Annotated in this window: 21 protein-coding genes; 10 read left to right on the top strand and 11 right to left on the bottom strand. The window is 68.5% G+C overall.

Annotated elements, in window-relative coordinates; all coding sequences use genetic code 11:
• Positions 1–33: 33 nt before the first annotated feature.
• Positions 34–1,008: a TRAP transporter substrate-binding protein gene (locus AC57B8_RS28490; RefSeq protein ID WP_062474422.1), complete on the bottom strand. Its 975-nt coding sequence runs from the start codon at positions 1,006–1,008 to the stop codon at positions 34–36.
• A gap of 55 nt (positions 1,009–1,063) precedes the next feature.
• On the bottom strand, positions 1,064–2,080 hold the full coding sequence (denD, locus tag AC57B8_RS28485; RefSeq protein WP_070059377.1) for a D-erythronate dehydrogenase: 1,017 nt from the start codon (positions 2,078–2,080) through the stop codon (positions 1,064–1,066).
• Positions 2,081–2,137: 57 nt separating this feature from the next.
• On the opposite strand from denD, the gene AC57B8_RS28480 reads away from it, so the two are divergent.
• The gene (locus tag AC57B8_RS28480; protein WP_496481441.1) at positions 2,138–3,199 is read left to right on the top strand and encodes a hypothetical protein; all 1,062 of its coding nucleotides are present in this window, start codon (positions 2,138–2,140) and stop codon (positions 3,197–3,199) included.
• Between the two features lie 55 nt (positions 3,200–3,254).
• Here AC57B8_RS28480 and AC57B8_RS28475 read toward each other — a convergent pair whose 3' ends face one another.
• Entirely contained in the window at positions 3,255–4,958 is a 1,704-nt protein-coding gene (locus tag AC57B8_RS28475; protein WP_095947441.1) for an electron transfer flavoprotein-ubiquinone oxidoreductase, read from the bottom strand.
• A 140-nt stretch (positions 4,959–5,098) separates the two neighbouring features.
• On the opposite strand from AC57B8_RS28475, the gene AC57B8_RS28470 reads away from it, so the two are divergent.
• The 3 genes from AC57B8_RS28470 (at position 5,099) to AC57B8_RS28460 (ending at position 7,211) form a co-directional block, all read left to right on the top strand.
• The gene (locus AC57B8_RS28470) at positions 5,099–5,881 is read left to right on the top strand and encodes an SDR family oxidoreductase (RefSeq protein ID WP_369647498.1); all 783 of its coding nucleotides are present in this window, start codon (positions 5,099–5,101) and stop codon (positions 5,879–5,881) included.
• Between the two features lie 77 nt (positions 5,882–5,958).
• Entirely contained in the window at positions 5,959–6,792 is an 834-nt protein-coding gene (locus AC57B8_RS28465) for a DMT family transporter (protein ID WP_235926640.1), read from the top strand.
• Positions 6,789–7,211: an acyl-CoA thioesterase gene (locus AC57B8_RS28460; RefSeq protein ID WP_307694017.1), complete on the top strand. Its 423-nt coding sequence runs from the start codon at positions 6,789–6,791 to the stop codon at positions 7,209–7,211. The genes AC57B8_RS28465 and AC57B8_RS28460 overlap by 4 nt, the downstream gene beginning before the upstream one ends.
• Positions 7,212–7,241: 30 nt before the next feature.
• On the opposite strand, the gene AC57B8_RS28455 is transcribed toward AC57B8_RS28460, so the two are convergent.
• Together AC57B8_RS28455 and AC57B8_RS28450 are read right to left on the bottom strand one after the other, a co-directional pair.
• Positions 7,242–8,600, bottom strand: a complete 1,359-nt coding sequence (locus tag AC57B8_RS28455; RefSeq protein ID WP_495263769.1) for an ATP-binding protein — start codon at positions 8,598–8,600, stop codon at positions 7,242–7,244.
• Positions 8,597–9,271 (bottom strand): response regulator, encoded by a 675-nt coding sequence (locus AC57B8_RS28450; RefSeq protein ID WP_062474437.1) that lies wholly within the window; start codon positions 9,269–9,271, stop codon positions 8,597–8,599. Before AC57B8_RS28450 ends, AC57B8_RS28455 begins: the two co-directional genes overlap by 4 nt.
• A 138-nt stretch (positions 9,272–9,409) precedes the next feature.
• Here AC57B8_RS28450 and AC57B8_RS28445 point away from each other — a divergent pair, with 138 nt between their 5' ends.
• The 3 genes from AC57B8_RS28445 to AC57B8_RS28435 are packed head-to-tail and all read left to right on the top strand — an operon-like array spanning position 9,410 to position 12,503.
• Positions 9,410–10,120, top strand: coding sequence for a phosphatase PAP2 family protein (locus AC57B8_RS28445; RefSeq protein ID WP_495263770.1), 711 nt, complete (start codon positions 9,410–9,412; stop codon positions 10,118–10,120).
• Complete coding sequence (locus AC57B8_RS28440) at positions 10,107–10,682, top strand: phosphatase PAP2 family protein (protein WP_496481440.1); 576 nt, start codon at positions 10,107–10,109, stop codon at positions 10,680–10,682. Before AC57B8_RS28445 ends, AC57B8_RS28440 begins: the two co-directional genes overlap by 14 nt.
• A 57-nt stretch (positions 10,683–10,739) precedes the next feature.
• A complete protein-coding gene (locus AC57B8_RS28435) occupies positions 10,740–12,503 on the top strand; it encodes a phosphoethanolamine transferase (RefSeq protein ID WP_496481439.1) in 1,764 nt (587 codons plus the stop codon).
• Between the two features lie 22 nt (positions 12,504–12,525).
• On the opposite strand, the gene AC57B8_RS28430 is transcribed toward AC57B8_RS28435, so the two are convergent.
• Genes AC57B8_RS28430 through eat form a run of 4 tightly spaced genes read right to left on the bottom strand, consistent with a single transcriptional unit; the run spans position 12,526 to position 16,724 of the window.
• Positions 12,526–13,107: a peroxidase-related enzyme gene (locus AC57B8_RS28430; RefSeq protein ID WP_062474448.1), complete on the bottom strand. Its 582-nt coding sequence runs from the start codon at positions 13,105–13,107 to the stop codon at positions 12,526–12,528.
• A complete protein-coding gene (gene eutC, locus AC57B8_RS28425; protein ID WP_496481438.1) occupies positions 13,104–13,919 on the bottom strand; it encodes an ethanolamine ammonia-lyase subunit EutC in 816 nt (271 codons plus the stop codon). Before eutC ends, AC57B8_RS28430 begins: the two co-directional genes overlap by 4 nt.
• Positions 13,916–15,310: an ethanolamine ammonia-lyase subunit EutB gene (locus tag AC57B8_RS28420; protein ID WP_496481437.1), complete on the bottom strand. Its 1,395-nt coding sequence runs from the start codon at positions 15,308–15,310 to the stop codon at positions 13,916–13,918. The genes eutC and AC57B8_RS28420 overlap by 4 nt, the downstream gene beginning before the upstream one ends.
• 7 nt (positions 15,311–15,317) lie before the next feature.
• Positions 15,318–16,724: an ethanolamine permease gene (gene eat, locus AC57B8_RS28415; protein ID WP_496481436.1), complete on the bottom strand. Its 1,407-nt coding sequence runs from the start codon at positions 16,722–16,724 to the stop codon at positions 15,318–15,320.
• Positions 16,725–16,860: 136 nt separating this feature from the next.
• Between eat and AC57B8_RS28410 the strand changes: the two genes are divergently transcribed.
• Complete coding sequence (locus tag AC57B8_RS28410; protein WP_496481435.1) at positions 16,861–17,274, top strand: FKBP-type peptidyl-prolyl cis-trans isomerase; 414 nt, start codon at positions 16,861–16,863, stop codon at positions 17,272–17,274.
• Between the two features lie 285 nt (positions 17,275–17,559).
• A complete protein-coding gene (locus AC57B8_RS28405; RefSeq protein WP_496481434.1) occupies positions 17,560–18,054 on the top strand; it encodes a pentapeptide repeat-containing protein in 495 nt (164 codons plus the stop codon).
• A gap of 25 nt (positions 18,055–18,079) precedes the next feature.
• Here AC57B8_RS28405 and AC57B8_RS28400 read toward each other — a convergent pair whose 3' ends face one another.
• A complete protein-coding gene (locus AC57B8_RS28400; RefSeq protein ID WP_496481433.1) occupies positions 18,080–19,678 on the bottom strand; it encodes an OpgD/OpgG family glucan biosynthesis protein in 1,599 nt (532 codons plus the stop codon).
• A gap of 239 nt (positions 19,679–19,917) precedes the next feature.
• Here AC57B8_RS28400 and AC57B8_RS28395 point away from each other — a divergent pair, with 239 nt between their 5' ends.
• Positions 19,918–20,670, top strand: a complete 753-nt coding sequence (locus tag AC57B8_RS28395) for an alpha/beta fold hydrolase (protein ID WP_496481432.1) — start codon at positions 19,918–19,920, stop codon at positions 20,668–20,670.
• Here the strand turns inward: AC57B8_RS28395 and AC57B8_RS28390 are convergent.
• Positions 20,663–21,706: an RNA methyltransferase gene (locus tag AC57B8_RS28390; protein ID WP_496481431.1), complete on the bottom strand. Its 1,044-nt coding sequence runs from the start codon at positions 21,704–21,706 to the stop codon at positions 20,663–20,665. The two genes, AC57B8_RS28395 and AC57B8_RS28390, sit on opposite strands and share 8 nt — an antisense overlap.
• Positions 21,707–21,745: the final 39 nt, after the last annotated feature.

Genomic DNA, 21,745 nt, shown 5'->3' with positions numbered 1-21,745 from the left:
AGGCGGGCCGGGCGCGGTCGGGGCGGAGCGGTCTTACTTGACGTCCGTGATCTTCTTGATGTTGTCGGCGCCGAATTCCTTGGCGTAGCCCACGTAGGCCGGCTTCAGGGCTTCGCGGAAGGCCGCGCCGTCGACGGTGCGCGTGACCTTCATGCCGTCTTTCTCAAGCTGGGCGATGCCGTTGTTCTCGTCGTCGTTGACCTTCTTGCGCTGTGCGATCGAGGCCTTCTTCGCCGCTTCGGTGAACACCTTCTTGTCGGCGTCCGAGAGCTTGTTCCACACCTTGGGCGACAGCAGCAGCAGCGCCGGCGAGTAGACGTGGCCCGTGAGCGACAGGTGCTTTTGCACCTGCGAGAACTTCGAGGACAGGATCACCGGAATCGGGTTTTCCTGGCCGTCGACCGTGCCTTGCTGCAGCGCGCCGAACAGTTCCGGGAAGGCCATCGGCGTGGGCAGGATGCCGAAGGTGCGGTAGCCGTCCATGTGCACCTTGTTTTCCATGGTGCGCATCTTCAGGCCGGCCGCGTCGGTGGGCTTGACGATGTCGCGCTTGCTGTTCGTCATGTGGCGAAAGCCGTTTTCGGTCCAGGCCAGCGCGATGATGCCCTTGCTCGGGAATTTGGTCAGGATGTCCTGGCCGATGGGGCCGTCCATGACCTTGCGGGCATGGTCGTAGTCGCGGAACAGGAAGGGGATGTCGACGATCTTGACCTCGGGCACGAAGTTGCCCACGGGGCCGGTCGAGGTGTTCAGCAGGTCTTGCGTGCCCAGCTGGATCGCTTCGATCTGCTCGCGCTCGCCGCCCAGCGCCGAGTTGGCGAAGTGCTGGCACTTGAAGCGGTTCTGGGTGTTCTTCTCGACCTCTTCGCAGAACACGGTGGAGCCCACGCCGTAATGCGATTCCTTGGACGTCGCATAGCCGATCTTGAGAACGGTGGGTTGCTGCGCGAAGGCGGCGGTGCCCAGGGCGAGCGAAAGGCAGGCGGCGGCGATGTGGCCGAATTTCATGGTGTCTCCGGGGAGTTGGGGGTCGAAAGCGCGTCAGGCGCAGGTCAGGAAATGACTATGCACCAATAACCAGTTTGACCGCGTCGGGACTTTCACGGACGTAGGCGCGGATCACCGCGTCGAAGCTCTCGTCGGCCGTGAGACCGAGGGCCCGGGCGCGCGGCGTGTCGAAGCGCCCGGGCCAGGTTTTCACGATGCGGCGGATGGCGGCGTCGGGCGTGCGGTCGAGCAAGTCGGTGGCGGCGCGGCCGGCCACGCGTTCGAGCGCGGCGGCCATCTCGCCCACGGTGGTGGCCAGCGAGGGCAGGTTGAGCGCGGTGCGCGGGCCCCAGTCGGCGTCGCTGGCTTCGGCGGCGCGCACGATGCCTTCGATGGTCCGAGCCGGCGAGGCGATGGCCACGGGCGTCTCGTCGGGCACCGGGCAGGCCGCGCGCAGGCCGGCGAGCGGCTCGCGGATCATGCCGCTGAAGAAGCCCGAGGCCGCGCCGTTGGGCAGGCCGGGGCGCACGCTCACCGTCATGAGGCGCACGCTGCGCCCCTGCACGAAGCCCTTGCGCGTGTAGTCGGCCACCAACTGCTCGCCGATGAATTTCTGGATGCCGTAGCTGGTCTGCGGCGTGGGCAGCGTGTGGTCGTCGATGAGCGCGGGCAGCGGCTGCTCGGGCGAATCGCCGAACACCGCGAGCGAGCTGGAGAACACCAGCACCGGGCGCGTGCCGAGCGCGCGCAGCTTCTCGAGCAGGCCGTGCGTGGCGGCGAAGTTGCTGCGCATGCCCAGGTCGAAGTCGGCTTCGCATTCGCCGCTGACGGCGGCGGCAAGGTGGAACACCGCGTCGGCCTCGCGCCAGAAGGTGGCGCCGTCGTCGGCCAGCTGGGCGTTGAGGTCGCCGGTGGCGGCCGCGATGCGCGGGTTGGCCGCGAGGTCGGGCGGCGGCGGGGCGCGGTCGACCAGCGTGATGCGTGCGATGTCGCGGGCGGGCGCGCCGGCGAGCGAGAGCTGGCCCAGCGCCAGGAGGGTGCGCGCCAGGCGCGCGCCGAGAAAGCCGGCGCCGCCGGTGATGACGATGTGCATGGGGTCCTGTCTCCTTGTGTCGCGAGGATAGCGTCGGTGGTATCGCACAATTTGCGCATGCCCATGCTGCCTCCCGATCTCCTCGCCACCCTGCGTTTGCCTGTGCTGCAGGACGCCGACCTCGACACCCAGGCTTCCTTCTTCAAGCGGCCGGAGGTCCGTGCGCTCTACTTCGAGGTGGTGGAGGGCTCGGCGAAGGACGAGGTGCTGCGGGCCGCCATCGCGCGGCTCGGCGAGCTGCATCCGCACCGGGCCGCGTTGCTGGCGGTGTTCTGCGGCGCGTTGGTCGAGAACGGCGCCGATCCGCAGCTCATGTTCGACGCCGTGCGGCAGCTGGCGGGGCGCCTGCTGGCGTCGTTGGCGCCGTACTGCGCGGCGCAGCCGTACGAACCCGACGAGGAGGACGAGGAACCACGGGACGAGGCGGAACTCGCCGCCTGGCAGGCCGCCGAAGCGGCGCTCGCGGCGCTGTCGCCGCAGGCGCGTTTCGAGATCGATGCGCTGCAGCGCGCGGTCGACCTGCTGGTGCTGCCGCTCATGACCATGGTGGTGCGCGATGTGCGCAATCACCAGTCGCTGGTGGCGGACGCAGGCCTGCTCGCGCACATCGAGGCGATGTACGCCAACGACTCGCTGCCCTTCGAGGCCTTGCACTTCCTGCGCGCCGCGGCCCAGCTGTCGTACGAGGACGAGCTGGTGGTCCTGCTGCCGGCGTCGCGCGCGGGCATGGTCGTTCGCGCCCAGGGCATCAACAACAACTTCCACGCCTTCTCGCTGCTGCAGGACCTGATGGAAACGCATGCCCAGACGCTGGGCATCCGGCAGCCGCCGCGCACGCGCCGCGACGAGGACAGTGATGCCGCCGCCTTCCTCTGGCTGCAGGCGACGGCCTTCGCCCAGGGCGAGCTGGTGGACCGCATGGCGTGGTCCTGGGGCGAAGGCACGCTGCGCGAGAACGCGCGCCGGCAGGGGCGGCTGGTGCTCGTCGCACTGGAGACGGACGACAAGCCCGCACGCGGCTGGACCGGGTTCACCCACGTGTTGCACGCCGAGCAGAACCCGCAGGTGTCGCTGGTGCACTTCCTCACGCCCGACGAGGTCGCCGCGTACCTCGCCTGAAGCGCCATGAAGAAAGCCCTCCGAAGAGGGCTTTCATGCATCGACGCGTTGGGGCTTACATGCCCACGTAGTTCGGACCGCCGCCGCCTTCGGGCGTGACCCAGACGATGTTCTGCGTCGGGTCCTTGATGTCGCAGGTCTTGCAGTGCACGCAGTTCTGCGCGTTGATCTGCAGGCGCTCCTTGCCGGCGCTGGCTTCGTCGGGCACGAACTCGTACACGCCGGCCGGGCAGTAGCGGCTTTCGGGGCCGGCGAACTTGGCGAGGTTGACGTTGACCGGCACCGACGCGTCCTTCAGCGTCAGGTGGGCGGGTTGCTGCTCTTCATGGTTCGTGTTGCTGATGAACACGCTGGAGAGGCGGTCGAAGGTGAGCTTGCCGTCCGGCTTCGGATAGACGATGGGCTTGCACTCGGCGGCCGGCTTCAGGTACTGGTGGTCGGGCTTGTTGCGGCGCAGGGTCCATGGGATGTGGCCCTTGAGCAGCCATTGCTCGACGCCGTTCATGACCGTGGCGATGCCCAGGCCCTTCTTGAACCAGGCCTTGAAGTTGCGCGCCTTGTTCAGCTCGGTGTAGAGCCAGCTCTTCTCGAACGCGGCGGGGTAGGCCGTGAGTTCGTCGTGCTGGCGGCCGGCCATGACCGCGTCGAACGCGGCCTCGGCGCACAGCATGCCGGTCTTGATGGCGGCGTGGCTGCCCTTGATGCGGCTCACGTTCAGGTAGCCGGCCTCGCAGCCGACCAGCGCGCCGCCCGGGAACACCGTCTTGGGCAGCGACATCAGGCCGCCGGCCGTGATGGCGCGCGCGCCGTAGCCGATGCGCTTGGCGGGCTTGATGCCCTTGGCTTCGTCGCCCTCGAGGTACCAGCGGATGTTGGGGTGCAGCTTCCAGCGCTGCATTTCCTCGAACGGGCTCAGGTACGGGTTGCTGTAGTCCAGGCCCGTGATGAAGCCCATCGTGACCTTGTTGTCCTCCATGTGATAGAGGAACGCGCCGCCGTAGGTGTTGTTGTCCATCGGCCAGCCGGCCGTGTGCAGCACGAAGCCGGGCTGGTGGCGCTTGGGATCGATTTCCCAGACTTCCTTGACGCCCAGGCCGTAGGTCTGCGGGTCGCGGCCTTCGTCGAGCTTGAACCTGGCGATGAGTTGGCGGCCCAGGTGGCCGCGCGCGCCTTCGGCGAACACCGTGTACTTGCCCAGCAGTTCCATGCCGAGCTGGAAGTTCTCGGTGGGTTCGCCGTCCTTGCCCACGCCCATGTTGCCGGTGGCCACGCCGCGCACCGAGCCGTTCTCGTTGTAGAGCACCTCGGCGGCCGGGAAGCCGGGGAAGATTTCCACGCCGAGGTTCTCGGCCTGCTGCGCCAGCCATTTGGTGAAGGCACCCAGGCTGATGATGTAGTTGCCGTGGTTCTGGAAGCAGGCCGGCAGGAAGGCGTTAGGCGTGCGCAGGCCCGACTTTTCGCTCAGGAACACCATGGCGTCGTCGGTCACGGGCTGGTTCAGCGGGGCGCCGAGTTCCTCCCAGTCGGGCAGCAGCTCGTTGAGCGCGCGCGGGTCCATGATGGCGCCCGACAGGATGTGCGCGCCGGGCTCGGAACCCTTCTCGAGCACCACGACGGAGATTTCCTTCTCCTGCTGGGCGGCGAGCTGCTTGAGGCGGATCGCGGTCGAGAGGCCGGCGGGGCCGCCGCCGACCACGACCACGTCGTATTCCATGGCTTCGCGAGGGCCGAACTGGGCGAGGATTTCGTCGTGCGTCATGTGGGTTGGGTCGATAATGATTTTTAGAGGCGCGGGGGCGTCCCGGTTCGCCGGGCATTTTATGCGGCGTCCGGCGGTGGCCTTGTCGCCCGCAGGCGAGGCACCCTGCGTCACCTGCGCGACTCCACAGGATTCAGCTCATGGCTTACAGCATCGATCTCTCCGGCCGCGTGGCTTTCGTCACCGGCGCCTCCAGCGGACTGGGTGCCCAGTTTGCCAAGACACTGGCCCGTGCCGGCGCCGCCGTGGTGCTGGCCAGCCGCCGCGTCGAGAAGCTCAAGGAGCTGCGCGCGCGCATCGAGGGCGAGGGCCATGACGCCCACGTGGTCGAGCTCGACGTGACCGACATTGGCAGCATCAAGGCCGCCGTCGCGCGCGCCGAGACCGAGGTCGGGCCCATCGACATCCTGGTCAACAACTCGGGCGTGAGCGCCACGCAGCGCCTGCAGGACGTCACGCCCGAGGACTACGACTACATCTTCGACACCAACGTGAAGGGCTCCTTCTTCGTCGCGCAGGAGGTCGGCAAGCGCATGCTGGCGCGCGCCCAGGGCAAGGCGCCGGGCACCTACATCGGCGGACGCATCATCAACATCGCGTCGTCAGCGGCGCTGAAGGTCATGCCGCAGATCGGCACCTACTGCATGAGCAAGGCCACCGTGGTGCAGATGACCAAGGCCATGGCGCTCGAATGGGGCCGCTTCGGCATCAACGTGAATGCGCTGTGCCCGGGCTACATCACGACCGAGCTCAACGAGGAGCACTGGAGCACCGAGGGCGGCGCCAAGCTGGTCAACATGCTGCCGCGCAAGCGCGTGGGCAAGCCCGAAGACCTCGACGGCCTGATCGTGCTGTTGGCCAGCGGCGAGAGCCATTTCGTGAACGGCGCGGTCATCGCCGCCGACGACGGGTTCGCGATCTGAGCCCCCGGGCCTGGATCGGCATTGCCGCCGGCCTGGGCGCAGGCGCGCTCTGGGGCCTGGTGTTCGTGGCGCCGCGCATGGTCGGCCACTTCGGCATGGTCGACATCACAGCGGCGCGCTTCGCAGTGTTCGGCGCGGTGTCGGCGCTGGCGGTGTTCGCACGGCCCGCGGCCGTGCGCTGGCCCACGGGCCGGCAGGCGCTGGCGGCGCTCGGCCTCAGCGTGCTGGGCTTCAGCGGCTACTACCTGCTGCTGGCCTTCGGCATCGCGGCGGCGGGCACCGAGGTGCCCAGCCTCATCATCGGCACCATTCCCGTCTGGATGATGCTGCTGGGCCGGCCCGCGGGCCTGCACATGCGGGCCTTGCTGCCCGGCCTGCTGCTCACGGGCGCGGGCATCGCGCTGATGATCTGGGGCGCGTGGTCGGCGCAGCACGGCGCGGGCGGTGGTGGCGGCGCGCGCTTCGGCTGGGGCATCGCGCTGGCGCTGTGTTCGATGGTGAGCTGGACGGTCTACGGCCTGCTCAACGCCGCCTGGCTGCAACGGCACCGCGAGGTGCATGCGGCCGACTGGGCCAACTGGCTGGGCATTGCCACCGGCCTCGGGGCCTTGCTGCTGTGGGCTGTGGCGGGCAGCGATGTCGCCACGCTGCAGTCGCAGCCCGACGGCATGCTCTTCATCTGGATCGCGCTGGCGAGCGGCTTCGGCTCGTCGTGGCTCGCGACCATTCTCTGGAACGTCGCGAGCCAGCGCCTTTCGGCCAGCCTGTGCGGCCAGCTCATCGTGAGCGAGACGCTGTTCGCCTTGCTCTATTCCTTCCTCTGGGACGGCCGCTGGCCGCAGGCCACCGAGTGGGTGGCGGCGGCGCTGTTCGTCCTGGGCATCCTCGCATCCATCAAGGCCCACCGATGAGAATCGAAATCCCCGAAAAGAAGAAGCTCGTGTATGAAATGTCGATCCCCATCCGCTGGGGCGACATGGACGCCATGGGCCACCTGAACAACGGCACCTACTTCCGCTACCTCGAAACGGCGCGCATCGACTGGATCCGCTCGCTCGGCGTCGAGCCCACGCCGGGCGGCGAGGGCATGGTGATCGTCAACGCCTTCTGCAACTTCTACCGCCAGATCGAGTACCCGGGCAACGTGCGGATCCAGATGTACGTGAGCGACCCGGGGCGCACCACCTTCGAAAGCTGGGCCACCATGGTCCGCGAGGACGCGCCCGACGTGCTCTGCGCGGCCGGCGGCGCCACCACCATCTGGGTCGACTTTCCGAAGCAGAAGGCGCTGGCGCTGCCCGACTGGCTGCGCGAGATCGTCAGCGACTGAGGACGCGCTGACGCGTCTGCGAAAAAAAGCTCAGGCCGGCCGCAGCACGATGCGCGCCTCGAAGCCGCGCGCCATGCCGGGCGGCGGCGAGGCCAGTTCCAGCGTCGCGTTGTGCTTCTCGACGATGGTGCTCACGATCGACATGCCCAGGCCGTAGCCGGCGCGGTCCGAGCCGTGGCGCACATGGCGGTGGTGCAGCGACTGCAGCTGTTCGGGGCTGACACCCGGGCCGCCATCGCGCACCGCGAGCACGCAGGGCGCCGCCACCTCGATCGTCACGCGGCCGTCGCCGCTGTAGCGCAGCGCGTTCTCCACGAGGTTGCGCAACGCGATCGCCAACGCGTCGACATCGCCGAAGGCCACGGGCGCCGCGCTGTCGGGCACCTTGAGCTTCAGGCGTTCGTTGATGTGCGGGTCTTGCCAGAACTCCTGCGCCACCGTGCCCGCCAGCTGGACCAGATCGACCCGTGCCCGCGCGAGCGAGGCGCCCGATTCCGCGCGTGACAGCTGCAGCAGCTTTTCAGCACGGTGGCTCAGCATCTGCAGCGCCTGCAGCGCGCCTTCGACGTCGGCGCGCTTCAGGTCGTGGTCGAGCGCGGTCTGCAGCCGCAGGCGCGCGGCGGCCAGCGGCGTGCGCAGTTCGTGCGCGGCATTGGCGGCCAGCGCGCGCTCCACGTCGAGCGACTGCGACAGCCGCTGCAGCAGCCGGTTGACATGGTCGCCCACCGCGCGCAGTTCCTGCGGCAGGCCGGGCAGGGTGATGGGGCGCAGGTCGGCGCCGTTGCGCTTTTCGATCTCGGCGGCCAGCTGCTGCAGCACGCGCAGCTCGGTGCGCGCCACCCGGCGCAGCACCAGCGCCAGCAGCGGCAACACCGCGCCGAGCGGGATGATGAGGCCGAACAGCGTGCGGTTCAGCGCGCGGCGGCGTTCGTCCAGCGGGTCGGCCACCTGGAAGTACAGGCCCAGCGTGGGATGGCGCACGGTGTAGATGCGCCAGGTCTGGTTGTTGGCGAAGCCCGCGGCCAGCGGCACATCGAAGGCGTCGTCGGGCGCTTCGGCCGAGCGCAGCAGCACGTGCTCGTGCACGTCGACCACCTGGTACATCACGGCGTCTTCGGAGAACAGCTGCTTGGGTGCGATCAGCGGCGTGTCCTGCTTGCCGCTTTCATGGCGCAGGCGCAGCTTCTCGAGCTCCTGCACCGCCATGTCGAACATGCGGTGCGACACCTCCACCAGCTCGTTGTCGAAGTTGTGGTTGATCTCGCGGTCCACGTACCAGACCACGGCGAGCACGCACAGCAGCCACACGCCGCCGACCCACAGGATCAGCGTGCGCGTGAGGCGCCCGGCCAGCGAATCGCGGCGGTCGCGCAGCAGGGCGCTGGTCATTCCTCGTCGTCCGCAGAGAACGACAGCCGGTAGCCCAGGCCGCGCAGCGTCTGGATGTGGCTGCGCCCGAGCTTGCGCCGCAGCCGGCTGATGAACACCTCGAGCGTGTTGCTGTCGGCCTCGTCGCCGAAGCCGTACAGCGCGTCGGCCAGGTTGTCGCGCGTGTGGATGCGTTCGGGCCGCGTGGCCATCACGCGCAGCAGGGCCCATTCCTTCTGCGTGAGCACGACGGGCACGCCGTCCTTGCGCACGCGGTCGTGGGCCAGGTCGATCTCCAGCGTGCCCAGCTGCAGCACCGGCGAGGTGTTGGCGCTGCGCCGGCGCTCCACGGCGCGCAGCCGCGCCAGCAGCTCGGCCGGGTCGTAGGGTTTGATGAGGTAGTCGTCGGCGCCCGCGTCGAGCCCGCGGATACGGTCGGTGACCTGGTCGCGCGCCGTGAGCACGATGACGATGGGCGGCTCGCGCAGCGCACGCACCTGCGGCAGCAAAGAGAGGCCGTCGCCGTCGCCCAGATGCAGGTCGAGCAGCACCGCCGCGTACTGCACCGAGAGCAGGGCGCCGCGCGCCTCGGCCAGGCTGGGGGCCACGTCGACGACGAACGCCTTGGCGACCAGGTAGCTGCAGACCGCGTCTGCCAACGAACTGTCATCTTCGACCAGCAAGATTCGCACGCGGTGGCCCTTACAAAAACTCGAAGTCTAGCGCCGCCCCTCTGGCGATCGCGTCAGGAATCGTTCAGGTCGCTTCAGACTGGGTTCATCCCGCGTGCGTAGGCTCGCGCCAGTCTGTTCCGAGGCCTGTTTTTCTTCATGACCCGTCGTACCCCGCATCTCCGTCTCGGAGCCCTGACCTTGCTTGCCCTGGCCCTGCTGATGATCTGGGACGCCCTTGGCGGCGACCTGCCGCTGGCCCGCCTGGCCGGCACGCCGATGGGCTTTCCCTGGCGCGAGAACCCCTTCCTGGTGCACGTGATGCACGAGGGCGCGAGAAACCTCAGCTGGCTGCTGGTGATCGGCCTGTTCGCCGCCATCCGCTGGCCCGTGGGCGTGCTGCGGCGCCTGGACACGGGCGCCCGCGTGCAGCTGGCGCTGACGGTGCTGGCCTCGGTGCTGGCCGTGAGCCTGATCAAGCACGCGAGCGACACCAGCTGCCCCTGGGACCTGAAGGAGTTCGGCGGCGTGGCGCGCTATGTGTCGCACTGGGCCTGGGGCCAGGACGACGGCGGGCCGGGCGGCTGCTTCCCGGCCGGCCATGCCTCGGCCGCCTTTGCCTACCTCGGCGGGTATTTCGTGCTGCGACATGTGGCGCCGCGTGGGGCCATCGTGTGGCTGTGTGTGGCGCTGGTCGCCGGGCTCGTGCTCGGCGTGGCGCAGCAGATGCGCGGCGCGCATTACATGAGCCACACGCTGTGGACCGCCTGGGTCTGCTGGAGCGTCGGCTTCCTCATCGAGCTGGTGGCGACGCGCCGCCGGACGTCCCCTCCCATCGAGCGCACCGCGCCCCTGCATGCAAGCCCTTGATTTCGCCCTGTTCAGCTGGATCAACGCCTCGGCCTCCGCGCCGGCGTGGAGCCTGCGCTTCGCGATGTTCGCGTCCGACGTGCTGCCGACCCTGCTGGCGCTGTCCATCGCGGCCGCCGCGGCCTTCGATCGCCGCTGGCGCCACGCCTTCTTCACCGCACTGGTCAGCGTGCTCGTCGTGTGGCTGGTGGTGAACGTGTTCCGCTCGGTGCTGCCGTTCCCGCGGCCCGCGTTCTACGGCCTGGGCATCCAGTGGGTGCCGCAGGGTGCGCGCCCGGGCTTCCCCAGCCTGCATGCGGCCGGCACGTTTGCCGCCGCCTTCTCGCTGTGGTGCCTGCCCTGGCGCACGCCGATGCGGCTGGCCCTGGTGGCGGCGGTGGTGGTGGCCTGGAGCCGGCTGTACCTGGGCCTGCATTTCCCGACCGATGTGACGGCCGCCGCGATCCTGGCGGCGCTGGTCTCGATCGTGGTGGAGCGCGGCATCAGCCGCCCCGCCGGCCGCGCGGTGTCGCGCAGCCCGCGCTTGCGGCTGCTGCGCCGCGCGCGCGTCGGCCGAGCCTGAATGCGCTCTGAATGAACTGTTCAGGCTCTCTTCAGGCACGCTGCCTACATTGGCGGCATGTCTGTTTCGCGTCTCGACTCCGCGCTCCTGGCGCGTGCTCCCAGCCGATCTGAATCCCGTCCCGCGCCGCTGTCGGATGCGGGCGCCGCCGGCACTTTCTGGCAACGCATCGACCGCTGGATCTCGCAGCCCCGCTCGACGCGGCAGGTGATCGTCTGGCTCAGCCTGTACCTCGGCCTCACCGCCAACTGGCCGCTGCTGAACGACCTGGCCCGCCTGGGCGGCGCGCCCAGCACCTACATGCCGACCATCGCCGCGCTGGGGATGCTCACGTTCTGCGGCACCGTGGCGATGCTGTCGCTCACGGCCTGGTCGCGCTGGATGAAGCCGTTGTGGCTGCTCGTGGTCGTGATCGCCGCGGTGGCGCAGCACTACATGCTCCAGTACCGCGTGGTGATGGACCCGAGCATGATCGCGAACGCGTTCCAGACCGACCCCAATGAAGCGCGCGACCTGCTGAGCGGGCGCATGGCCTTCAACGTGCTCGTGGTCGTGCTGCCGGCGGCCTGGGCGATCTGGCGCGTGCGCATCGTGCCGATGGGGCTGCTGTCGCACGTCTGGCGCAACGCGCTGCTGCTGGTGCTGGCCGCCGTCGTGGCGGTGGTCACGGCCGTGGCCATGAACCGGCAGCTCGCGCCGCTGATGCGCAACAACGTGCACCTGCGCTACATGATGAACCCGATCGCCAGCCTGTACTCGGCCGGCGCCGTGGTGCTCAAGCCGATGTTCAAGCGCAGCAGCAAGCTGATCCCGATCACCGCAGGCACGGCGCTGGGCGCGAGCTATGCGGCGCAGAAGCGCCCGCCGCTGTTCGTCGTGGTGGTGGGCGAGACCGCGCGGTCCGATCACTTCGGCCTGAACGGCTACGCCCGCGACACCACGCCCGAACTCGCCAAGCGCAACGTGCTGAGCTACCGCGAGGTGCGCTCGTGCGGCACCAACACGCTGGCCTCGGTGCCCTGCATGTTCTCGCCCCTGGGCAAGAGCGGCTACGAGTCGCGCAAGGACGAGTACGAGAACCTCATGGACGTGCTGCAGGCCTCGGGCCTGGCCGTGTTCTGGCTCGACAACCAGGCCGGCTGCAAGGGCGTGTGCGCGCGCATCCCGAACGCCTCGGCCTTCGACGGGCTCGATGCGGCCACCAAGAAGGCCCTGTGCGACGGCGAGGAATGCCTCGACAACGTGATGCTCACGGGCCTCGATGAACGCATCGCCGCGCTGCCCGCCGAGCGCCGCGCCAAGGGCGTCGTGCTCGTCATGCACCAGATGGGCAGTCACGGCCCGGCCTACTACAAGCGCTCGGCGCCCGAGCTGAAGCGCTTCACGCCAGAGTGCAAGACCAACGCGCTGGCCGAGTGCGCGCATGCCGAGCTGATGAACGTCTACGACAACTCGATCGCGCAGACCGACCATTTCCTCGGCCAGACCATCGACTGGCTCCAGACCCAATCGAAGCAGTACGACACGGCGCTGCTGTACATGAGCGACCACGGCGAGTCGCTGGGCGAATACGGGCTGTTCCTGCACGGCGTGCCCTACAGCTTCGCGCCCGATGCGCAAAAGCACGTGCCCATGGTCACCTGGTTCGGCGACGGCATGAGCGAGCGCCGCAAGCTCTCGCGTTCGTGCATGGAGGCGGGCCTGGACGCGCCGCTCACGCACGACAACCTCTATCACACGGTGCTGGGCCTGATGGACGTGACCACGCCCACCTACAAGCCCGCGCTCGACGCGCTGGCCTCGTGCCGCGGCAAGGCCTGAGCGCGCCCGCAGCTTCGGCTTCTTACTTCTTTTCGCGCGGCAGCCGGCCCATCAGGAAGAACTCGGGGTTCGGCTGCATGCCGCTGAAGCTGGCCAGGCGGTTGCTCAGGCCGAAGAAGGCGGTGATGGCCGCGATGTCCCAGATGTCCTCGTCGTCGAAGCCGTGCGCGTGCAGCGGCCCGAAGTCGCGGTCGTCGATTTCGTGCGAGCGTTCGCAGACCTTCATCGCAAAGTCGAGCATCGCGCGCTGGCGCTGCGTGATGTCGGCCTTGCGGTAGTTCACCGCCACCTGGTCGGCCACCAGCGGTTTCTTCTCGTAGATGCGCAGCAGCGCGCCGTGCGCCACCACGCAGTACAGGCATTGATTGACCGCGCTGGTGGCGGTGACGATCATCTCGCGGTCGCCCTTGGTGAGCGAGCCTTCTTCCTTCAGCATCAGCGCGTCGTGGTACGCGAAGAAGGCCCGCCACTCGGCGGGGCGGCGCGCAAGGCCGAGGAACACGTTGGGCACGAAGCCGGCCTTTTCCTGCACGGCGAGGATCGCGGTGCGGATGTCGTCGGGCAGGTCTTTCAGTTCGGCGAGGGGGTAGCGAGGGGCGTTCATCTGCTTGTCTCCTGGGGATCGGTCCCGGGATCATAGGCAACGGCGTCCGGGCCTGCAGCGAGCACCGCCAGGTCGCTCTCGTCCTTGAGCCCCACACCGCTCAGCCCCCGACGCAGCGATTCGCGCACCAGCCACGCGAGCTTGAAGGCGGCCTGCGCGTACGACAGCCCCTCGGGCCGCACGTTCGAGATGCAGTTGCGTTCGGCGTCGTGCCGGCCGCGGCGTGGCGAATGGGTCAGGTAGATGCCGAGGCTGTCGGGCGAGCTCAGGCCCGGGCGTTCGCCGATCAGCATGATCGACAGCCCCGCACCGACCGCTTCGCCCAGTTCGTCGGCCAGTGCCACGCGCGCCTGGGTGGCGATGAACACAGGCGACAGGCGGGTGCCGGGCGGCAACTGCGGGCGCAGCGCGGCGAGCAGCGGCACGGCGTGGCGGGCGACGGCGAGGGAGGAGAGACCATCGCCGATCACGAGGCAGACGTCGCACCCGCCCACGGGCCGATCGTCGCGCAGGCGCGCGGCGTCTTCGGTATCGAGCTGGCGGCCGAGGTCGGGGCGGCGCAGGTAGGTGGTGCGGTCGGGCGCGCGGCTGCGCACGCGATTCACGTCCCACTGGTCCGCGCGCAGTGCGGCATCGAGCGCGTCGACATCGAGCGCCGCATGGATCGCGTCGCGCGCCATCGCGTGGGCCCAGCCGAAGCGCAGCGTTTCGTCGGTGGGCATGCCGGCACCGGCGCGACCGAGTGCGAGCCGCGCGGGCGTGGCGGCGCGCCATTGCGCCCAGGGGTTGGGGGTGACGGGTGAATCGCTCATGGGGCCAGCGCGGACAGCCCGCCCATGTCGCTCAACAGCCGGTTGGCCGTGGGCGGCGCGAGCCGCCCGGTGGTGTCGGTGATCTGCATGCGTTGCAGCCAGGCCTCGAACTCGGGCGCGCGCTTCAGGCCCAGCGTCTCGCGCAGGAAGAGGGCGTCGTGGAACGAGGTGCTCTGGTAGTTGAGCATCACGTCGTCGGCGCCCGGGATGCCCATGATGAAGTTGATGCCCGCGGTGCCCAGCAGCACGAGCAGCGTGTCCATGTCGTCCTGGTCGGCTTCGGCGTGGTTGGTGTAGCAGATGTCGCAGCCGATCGGCAGGCCCATCAGCTTGCCGCTGAAATGGTCTTCGAGCCCGGCGCGGATGATCTGCTTGCCGTCGTACAGGTACTCGGGGCCGATGAAACCGACCACGGTGTTGATGAGCAGCGGCTGGTAGCGCCGCGCCAGCGCATAGGCGCGCACCTCGCAGGTCTGCTGGTCGACGCCGAAATGGGCGTTGGCCGAGAGCGCGCTGCCCTGGCCGGTCTCGAAGTACATGAGGTTGTTGCCGACGGTGCCGCGCGAAAGCGACTGCGCCGCGGCATGGGCCTCGTCGAGCAGCGCGGGCGTCACCCCGAACGACAGGTTGGCCTGCTCGGTGCCCGCGATCGACTGGAACACGAGGTCGACCGGCGCGCCGGCCTCGGCGAGCTTCAGCGTGTTGGTCACGTGCGTGAGCACGCAGCTTTGCGTGGGGATCTCGAAGCGCTGGATCACCTCGTCGAGCATGTGCAGCAGGCGCCCGAGCACCGGCAGGCTGTCGGACACGGGGTTGATGCCGATGACCGCGTCGCCCGCGCCGTAGAGCAGGCCGTCGAGCGTGGAGGCGGCCACCCCGCGCAGGTCGTCGGTGGGGTGGTTGGGTTGCAGGCGCACGGACAGGTGGCCGGGCAGGCCGATGGTGTCGCGAAAGCGCGTGACCACGTGGCACTTCTTCGCGACCGCGACCAGGTCCTGGTTGCGCATGAGCTTGGACACGGCTGCCACCATCTCGGGCGTGAGGCCCGGTGCCAGCGCGGCGAGAGCCTCTGTGGTGGCTTGTTCCGACAGCAGCCAGTTGCGGAAGTCGCCGACCGTGAGGTGCGCGACCGGCGCGAAGGCCTGTGCATCGTGCGTGTCGATGATGAGCCGCGTGATGTTGTCCTGCTCGTAGGGAATCAGCGCCTCGGTGAGGAACTGCTTGAGTGGCGTGTCGGCCAGCACGTGGCGTGCGGCCATGCGCTGCTGCGCGGTCGCCGCGCCGAGGCCCGCGAGGTAGTCGCCCGAGCGCGCGGGGCTGGCGCAGGCGAGCACCTGCCGCAGGTCGTCGAAGACGAAGCTTTGGCCAGCAATGGTGGTGCGGTAGCGCATCTTTTTATCAGGGCGTGGAAGACAGCATCGCGTCCGGCGCGGCGGCATCGCGCTGCGCCGAGGTGAGCAGGAAGTAGCCGTAGGCGGCCGCCATCAGCACGAGGAACAGCACCGTGAGCATCGGGTTGAACCAGACCATCGCGCCCAGGCACACCAGACCGAGCCCGAGCGCGATGGCCGGGAACACGGGATAGAAGGGCGCGCGGTAGGTGCGCAGCAGGTCGGGTTCGGTGCGCCGCAGCTTGAACAGCGCGGCCATCGAGACCAGGTACATCACGATCGCGCCGAGCACTGCCATGGTGACGATGTTGGCGGTGAGCGTCTGCCCGCCGAACTGCACCCACTCGTCGCTGAAGATGGCGGCGATGCCGACCACGCCACCGGCCAGCAGCGCGCGATGCGGCGTGTCGAAGCGCGGGCTCAGGCCGGCGAAGTAGGCCGGCAGGTAGCCGGCACGCGCGAGCGCGAAGATCTGGCGCGAGTAGCCCATGAGGATGCCGTGGAACGAGGCGACCAGGCCGAACAGGCCGATCCACACCAGCATGTGCAGCCAGCCGCTGTTGGCGCCCACCACCGCCTTCATCGCTTGCGGCAACGGGTCGTTGATGTTCGCGAGCTGGCGCCAGTCGCCCACGCCGCCCGCGAAGATCATCACGCCGAACGCCAGCAGCACCAGCGTGACGATGCCTGTGGTGTAGGCCAGCGGAATCGTGCGGTGCGGATCGCGCGCCTCTTCGGCCGCCATGGCCGCGCCCTCGATGGCCAGAAAGAACCAGATCGCGAACGGGATCGAGGCGAAGATGCCCGACACCGCCGCGCCGTTCAGCACGTTGCCGCCGGCCCATCCGTGGGCCACGAAGTTCGCCATCGACCAGCCCGGTGCGACCACGCCCATGAACACCAGCAGTTCGAAGATCGCGAGCACCGTGACGAACAGCTCGAACGCCGCCGCGATGCCGATGCCGATCCAGTTCAGCCCGATGAAGACCACGTAGGCCCCCACCGCGAACCACTTCGGGTTGATGCCCGGGAACTGCACGTTGAGGTACGCGCCGATCGCCAGCGCGATGGCCGGCGGCGCGAAGACGAATTCGATCAGCGTCGCGAAGCCTGCGACGAAACCGCCGCGCGGCCCGAAGGCGCGCCGCGCATAGGCGAAGGGGCCGCCCGCGTGCGGGATGGCGGTCGAGAGCTCGGTGAAGCTGAAGATGAAGGTCGTGTACATCGTCGCCACCAGCACCGTGGCGACCAGGAAGCCGAGCGTGCCGGCCGTGTTCCAGCCGTAGCTCCAACCAAAGTACTCACCCGAAATGACGAGGCCGACCGCGATGCCCCACAACTGAACGGGACCGAGGACTTTCTTGAGATGACCGGTGCCGGTGGCAGGGGCCGGCGGAGCGTCGTTGGAGCGCATGGGGGCTTCCTCTCTGGGCGGATGGTGACAGTGCACCCCTCCCAAAGCAAGGGCCGTTCCATCGGATACATCGGCGTACAGGGAGCTTCACGGGGGCTGTCCATAATCGGCAGCTTTTCAACCACCGAGGTGTTTCGTGAAGTCATTTTTCTGTGCCGCGCTCGTGTCCGTCCTTGCCATTCCCGCCGCCTTTGCGCAGTCCGCGGCGGTCACCACGCCCAGCGGCCTGATCTACCAGTCGATCAAGGAAGGCACCGGCGCATCGCCCGCCGCCACCGACGTGGTCAAGGTCCACTACCGCGGCACCTTCCCCGACAGCGGCAAGGAGTTCGACAGCTCGTACAAGCGCGGCGAACCCACCGAGTTCCCGCTCAACGGCGTGATCCCGTGCTGGACCGAAGGCGTGCAGAAGATGAAGCCGGGCGGCAAGGCCAAGCTGACCTGCCCGGCGTCGATTGCTTATGGTGCGCGTGGTGCGGGCAACGGCTTGATTCCGCCGAATGCGACGCTGAATTTCGAAGTCGAGCTGGTGTCGGTCACGAAGAGGTAGCGGCCGAGGCCGGTCAGGACCGGCCTGGGCAATGAGCGGTGCGTGCAGTCCGTCACGCTGCTCGCTTCGCAATAGTTGCCCGATTCTTTCCTCTCGTTTTTGCGCGCATAGGCCTCCCACAATCCGCGGCCTGACTCCTGATCCACAGGAGCGGCTTCAGGGAGGAACACATGTCCGCATTCAGTGCTGCGCCGACGCGCACCCTTCATATCACTGGCACCGCCACTCTGATGTTTCCGGGCCGCGTGGTGCCCTCATGTGCAGTCGGATTTGTCGAGGTGCACCATGAGCGCTAAACAAATCATCGAGGACCACGACAAATGGCGAAAAGGCGCAGGCGGCGCACCGGCGGGTCTTTCCGGTCAGAGCGACGGCAATGCCTACGCTGGCCTCGACCTGAATCTGGTCACTTTCTCGTCGAGCGCCTTCAGCGGCAGCAGCTTCACATCGACCACTTTTCAAGACGCCGTCTGGACCGCATGCCAGTTCAGCGGTTGCTCCTTCAGCCAGTGCGACATGCAGCGGATCGCGATCAGCGGATGCACCTTCGTGGACTGCACTTTCAGTGCGGCGCAGCTCAAGGCCAGCACGCTCAGTGATTGCACCTTCACTCGATGCAACTGGACCGAACTGAACTTCGATGCGAGCCATTGGTCAGGTCTGAAGTTGCTCGAGTGCAGAGGCACGCAAGTGAGTGCAACCAACCTGCAGGGCGAGCAGGTCGACTTCACGGGCAGTCAGTTCGAAAACATGCAGCTGACCAACGCGCGCATTAACTGAGGCTGCAGGATGCAGCCGCTCCCACTCACCCCGGCTGATACTGATACAGCCAGGTCTCCGTCAACGTCTGGTCCCCGTTCTTCAGATACAGCCGCATGTCGACCGGCTCCGTGCCCTCGGGCGTGAAGTCGAACTGTGCGCGCCAGTGGCCAGGCACGCCGTTAGGCACGGCTTCGGCGAATACGTAGGAGAACTTGCCGCGCGGCGCGGTGAGCACCAGTTCGGGCTTGACGCCGAAGGGCACCGTGGTGAGTGGCTGCCCGATGAACTCCACCATGAACTTGCGCACGCCCTGCGGGCGCGGTTGGCCCGGTTGGCCGCCGCGGCCGATGCGGGTGGCGACGCAGCGCGCGAGCGGTGACGGAAAGGGCTCCTGGTCGGTCCAGTGCAGCCGGTATTGCAGGCTGTAGCTCGCGCCGGCTTTTGCATCGGCCTTGGGCACCCAGAAGGCGACGGTGTTGTCGTGGATCTCGTCGTCGGTCGGGATCTCGATGAGCTGGACCGAGCCTTCGCCCCAGTCGCCCAGCGGTTCGATCCACAGGCTGGGGCGCTTCTCGTAGTTGACGCCGTCCTGGTAGTGGTCGAAGTTGCGGTCGCGCTGCAGCAGGCCGAAGCCGCGCGGCCTTGTGTCGGCGAACGCGGAGGCGCGGGTCTGCGTGGGGTTGTTGAGTGGTCGCCAGATGCGCTCGCCCGCGCCGTTCCAGATCGCGAGGCCGTCGGAGTCGTGCACCTCGGGGCGCCAGTCGATGGCGGTGGGCTTGATGGTTTCCGAGTACCAGTACATCGACGTGAGCGGCACCAGGCCCAGGCGCGACACGTCGCGGCGCAGAAAGATGCGCGCGTCGATGTCCATGATCACGGCCTTGCCGCGCTGCATGACGAACTTGAACACGCCCGTGACGCTCGGCCCCTCGAGCAACGCGTAGACGGTCATCGTGGTGGTGTTGCCTGCGGCCGGCGTTTCGAAATAGAAGCGCGTGAAGTTCGGGAACTCCTCGGGCTTGTCGGGCACCGCGACGTCGAGCGCGATGCCGCGCGCCGACAGGCCGTACTGGTAGAGCTCGCCGATGGCGCGGAAGTACGAGGCGCCGAGAAAGGCGACCCAGTCGTTCTTCTGCCAGTCGAGCTTGCCCTGGTCGCCCAGGCGACTTTCCTGCAGGCGAAAGCCCGCGAAGCCCGCGCCCTCGGGCAGGGCGCGCGCGGGGCTGTCGGCGGGCATCGAGAAGTACGTGGGGCTGTAGAGCACCTCGCGCGCAAAGCTGTCGCCGCCGGCGGTCTCCAGCATGTGCATGCGCACCGGGGTCTGGAAGAAGCGGCCGAGGTGGAAGAACGTGACGGGAAACGCGCCGGGCCCGTCGCGGAAGAGGGCGTTGGCGGGGTCGAAGCGGATCTTGCCGTGCGCGTCGTAGTCGATGCGCTCCAGCACCTGCGGTGCCAGCGGCGCGGCGGCGGTGTAGGGGCGGGCTGCGAGGCGCTTGGCCTGCGCGACGAGCGCATCGAAGGAGAAGGGCGCCGGCTGGCTCAGTTGCAGGCCGTTGGCGGCCAGCGCCTCTTCGGGCAGTCCCAGGGCGGCGAGTGCGGCGGCGGCACTGCCGGCGGCGAGGAAGGATCGGCGATCAAGCATGGGTTCTTGAGGGGCGGCGAAAGCCTTTGGAGGAGAAGGGAAAAGAGAAGCGTCGGGGAGACGGGGGAAAAACAACGCCAAGCATGCCCCGGACCACAGGGTACGGCGCGTCAGCCATTCCGCGCAAACGGGGCCGGACAAGGCCCCGCGCTGTCTTGCGGCAGCGGGTGCCGATCGGGCCCTTTTCGGGGCGTCGGCGGGTATTCTCGCGCCATCGAAAGTGCCTGGAGACAAAGGACATGTACACGGAACAAGGCGGCGAAGGCCCGGACCTGCTGGTGCTGCTGCACGGTATGGGCGCGACAAGCGCGGTGTGGTCGCCGCTGTGCGCGCAGGCGGATGCGCGATGGCGCGGCCGTTGGCTTGCGCTCGACCTGCCCGGGCACGGCGCATCGGACCGGCAGGCCTCCTACGCCATCGGCCAGCACGCCGCCACCGTGGCGCGTGCGGTGCTGCCGCATCTGCAGCCTAAAGGCCGGCTTGTGGTGCTCGGCCATTCGCTGGGCGGGGTGATCGGCCTGGCGCTTGCGACGGGATGGTTCGGCGTCGCGCCGCATGCGGTGTTCGCGGCGGGCATCAAGGTCGGATGGAGCGATGAAGAAGTCCGCCGCATGGAGACGCTGGCGACGCAGCCTACCAAGCGTTTCGCGACGAAAGATGAGGCAGTTGACCGCTACCTGAAGGTCTCTGGCCTGGCCGCGATCGCCGACGCGACGGCGCCCGTCGTGGCGCGCGGCGTGACGCAAGAGGACGAGGGATGGCGCCTCGCCATGGACCCGCGCGCCAATGCCGTGGGCAAGCCGCCGCTGTCCGAACTGGTCGGCCTGGCGCGCTGCCCGATTCACCTCGGCCAGGGCCGCCACGATGCGCTGGTCACCCTCGAGCAGACCCGCTCCCTCGACCCCGATGCCCGCGACCTGGGCCCGCATGGCCACAACGTGATGGTCGAGGCGCCCGGCGCGGTGTGGGACTGGATGGCTTCGCTCAGCTGAGCCGGTCGCCGGCGCGGTGGATCGGCACCGTCACCCGCACCTCGGCCGCGCGTGCCCGCAGCTGGCCGCAGCCGCCGTCGACATCCTGGCCGGCGGAGTAGCGCAGCTTCGTGAGGATGCCGCGTTCGTGCAGCGTGCGGGCCATCTGCTCGCAGCGCTCGCGCGACGGACGGCCGAAGGCCACGCCGTCCACGGTGTTGAACGGGATCATGTTCAGCACGCCGTACTTGCCCGACAGCAGACGCACGATGCCCTCGATCTCCTCGGGCCCGTCGTTCACGCCTTCGAGCAGCGTCCACTGGTACTGGATGGGGTAGCCGGTGGTGCGGGCGTAGTGCTCGCCCGCGTCGATGAGGGTTTCGGGCGTCAGGTTCGGCGCGCGCGGCAGGAGCTTCTTGCGCAGCTCGGCATTGGTCGTGTGCAGCGAGAGCGCCAGCGCGGGCCGCACGCGCGCCTGCAGCAGCCGCTCGAACACGCGCGGGTCGCCGACGGTGGAGAACACCAGGTTCTTGTGGCCGATGTTGCCCACGGTGCCGAGCAGCTCGATGGCCTCGATCACGTTGTCGAGGTTGTGCGCCGGTTCGCCCATGCCCATGAACACCACCTTGCGCACCGGCCGGCGCAGGCGCGCGAGGGCGACCTGCGCAACGATCTCGGCGCTCTCGACCTGGCGCAGCAGGCCGTCGCGGCCCGTCATGCAGAACTGGCACCCGACGGCGCAGCCGACCTGCGACGAGACGCACAGCCCATCGCGTGGCAGCAGCACGCTTTCGACCGTCTGGCCGTCGGCCAGCGCAACGAGCAGCCGCTCGGAGCCGTCGGCGCCGGGATGCACCGCATGGATCCGCGCCAGGCCCGCCAGTTCGGCCTCGATGGCCGGCAGGGCCTCCATCAGCGACGACGGGAAGAAGGTGGCCGGCAGGCGCCTGCCGCTGTTGCGTGGCAGCGCATGCGACCACAGCCGCAGGATGCGCTGCTCGTGGCTGGGACCGGCCCCGGCCTCGCGGAGTCGTCGTTTCAGTTCGTGGATTCGCATGCGCGGCGTGGGGCAGAGGGGCTCTGGTCTCGGGAGCGC

This window comes from Variovorax sp. BGA-UO-ETr-C22 (genome assembly GCF_059567965.1).
Note: the sequence above shows the minus strand (reverse complement) of the source record. Positions and strands in the feature narration are given on the sequence as shown.

What these genes read in the sequence shown, in the direction of transcription:
- AC57B8_RS28400 (WP_496481433.1), bottom strand. Translation starts at nt 19,678, where the DNA reads ATGCTTGATCGCCGATCCTTCCTCGCCGCCGGCAGTGCCGCCGCCGCA.
- AC57B8_RS28460 (WP_307694017.1), top strand. Translation starts at nt 6,789, where the DNA reads ATGAGAATCGAAATCCCCGAAAAGAAGAAGCTCGTGTATGAAATGTCG.
- denD (WP_070059377.1), bottom strand. Translation starts at nt 2,080, where the DNA reads ATGCACATCGTCATCACCGGCGGCGCCGGCTTTCTCGGCGCGCGCCTG.
- AC57B8_RS28480 (WP_496481441.1), top strand. Translation starts at nt 2,138, where the DNA reads ATGCCCATGCTGCCTCCCGATCTCCTCGCCACCCTGCGTTTGCCTGTG.
- AC57B8_RS28470 (WP_369647498.1), top strand. Translation starts at nt 5,099, where the DNA reads ATGGCTTACAGCATCGATCTCTCCGGCCGCGTGGCTTTCGTCACCGGC.
- AC57B8_RS28440 (WP_496481440.1), top strand. Translation starts at nt 10,107, where the DNA reads ATGCAAGCCCTTGATTTCGCCCTGTTCAGCTGGATCAACGCCTCGGCC.
- AC57B8_RS28455 (WP_495263769.1), bottom strand. Translation starts at nt 8,600, where the DNA reads ATGACCAGCGCCCTGCTGCGCGACCGCCGCGATTCGCTGGCCGGGCGC.
- AC57B8_RS28435 (WP_496481439.1), top strand. Translation starts at nt 10,740, where the DNA reads ATGTCTGTTTCGCGTCTCGACTCCGCGCTCCTGGCGCGTGCTCCCAGC.
- eat (WP_496481436.1), bottom strand. Translation starts at nt 16,724, where the DNA reads ATGCGCTCCAACGACGCTCCGCCGGCCCCTGCCACCGGCACCGGTCAT.
- AC57B8_RS28395 (WP_496481432.1), top strand. Translation starts at nt 19,918, where the DNA reads ATGTACACGGAACAAGGCGGCGAAGGCCCGGACCTGCTGGTGCTGCTG.
- AC57B8_RS28390 (WP_496481431.1), bottom strand. Translation starts at nt 21,706, where the DNA reads ATGCGAATCCACGAACTGAAACGACGACTCCGCGAGGCCGGGGCCGGT.
- AC57B8_RS28490 (WP_062474422.1), bottom strand. Translation starts at nt 1,008, where the DNA reads ATGAAATTCGGCCACATCGCCGCCGCCTGCCTTTCGCTCGCCCTGGGC.
- eutC (WP_496481438.1), bottom strand. Translation starts at nt 13,919, where the DNA reads ATGAGCGATTCACCCGTCACCCCCAACCCCTGGGCGCAATGGCGCGCC.
- AC57B8_RS28405 (WP_496481434.1), top strand. Translation starts at nt 17,560, where the DNA reads ATGAGCGCTAAACAAATCATCGAGGACCACGACAAATGGCGAAAAGGC.
- AC57B8_RS28430 (WP_062474448.1), bottom strand. Translation starts at nt 13,107, where the DNA reads ATGAACGCCCCTCGCTACCCCCTCGCCGAACTGAAAGACCTGCCCGAC.
- AC57B8_RS28465 (WP_235926640.1), top strand. Translation starts at nt 5,959, where the DNA reads ATGGTCGGCCACTTCGGCATGGTCGACATCACAGCGGCGCGCTTCGCA.
- AC57B8_RS28445 (WP_495263770.1), top strand. Translation starts at nt 9,410, where the DNA reads ATGACCCGTCGTACCCCGCATCTCCGTCTCGGAGCCCTGACCTTGCTT.
- AC57B8_RS28420 (WP_496481437.1), bottom strand. Translation starts at nt 15,310, where the DNA reads ATGCGCTACCGCACCACCATTGCTGGCCAAAGCTTCGTCTTCGACGAC.
- AC57B8_RS28475 (WP_095947441.1), bottom strand. Translation starts at nt 4,958, where the DNA reads ATGACGCACGACGAAATCCTCGCCCAGTTCGGCCCTCGCGAAGCCATG.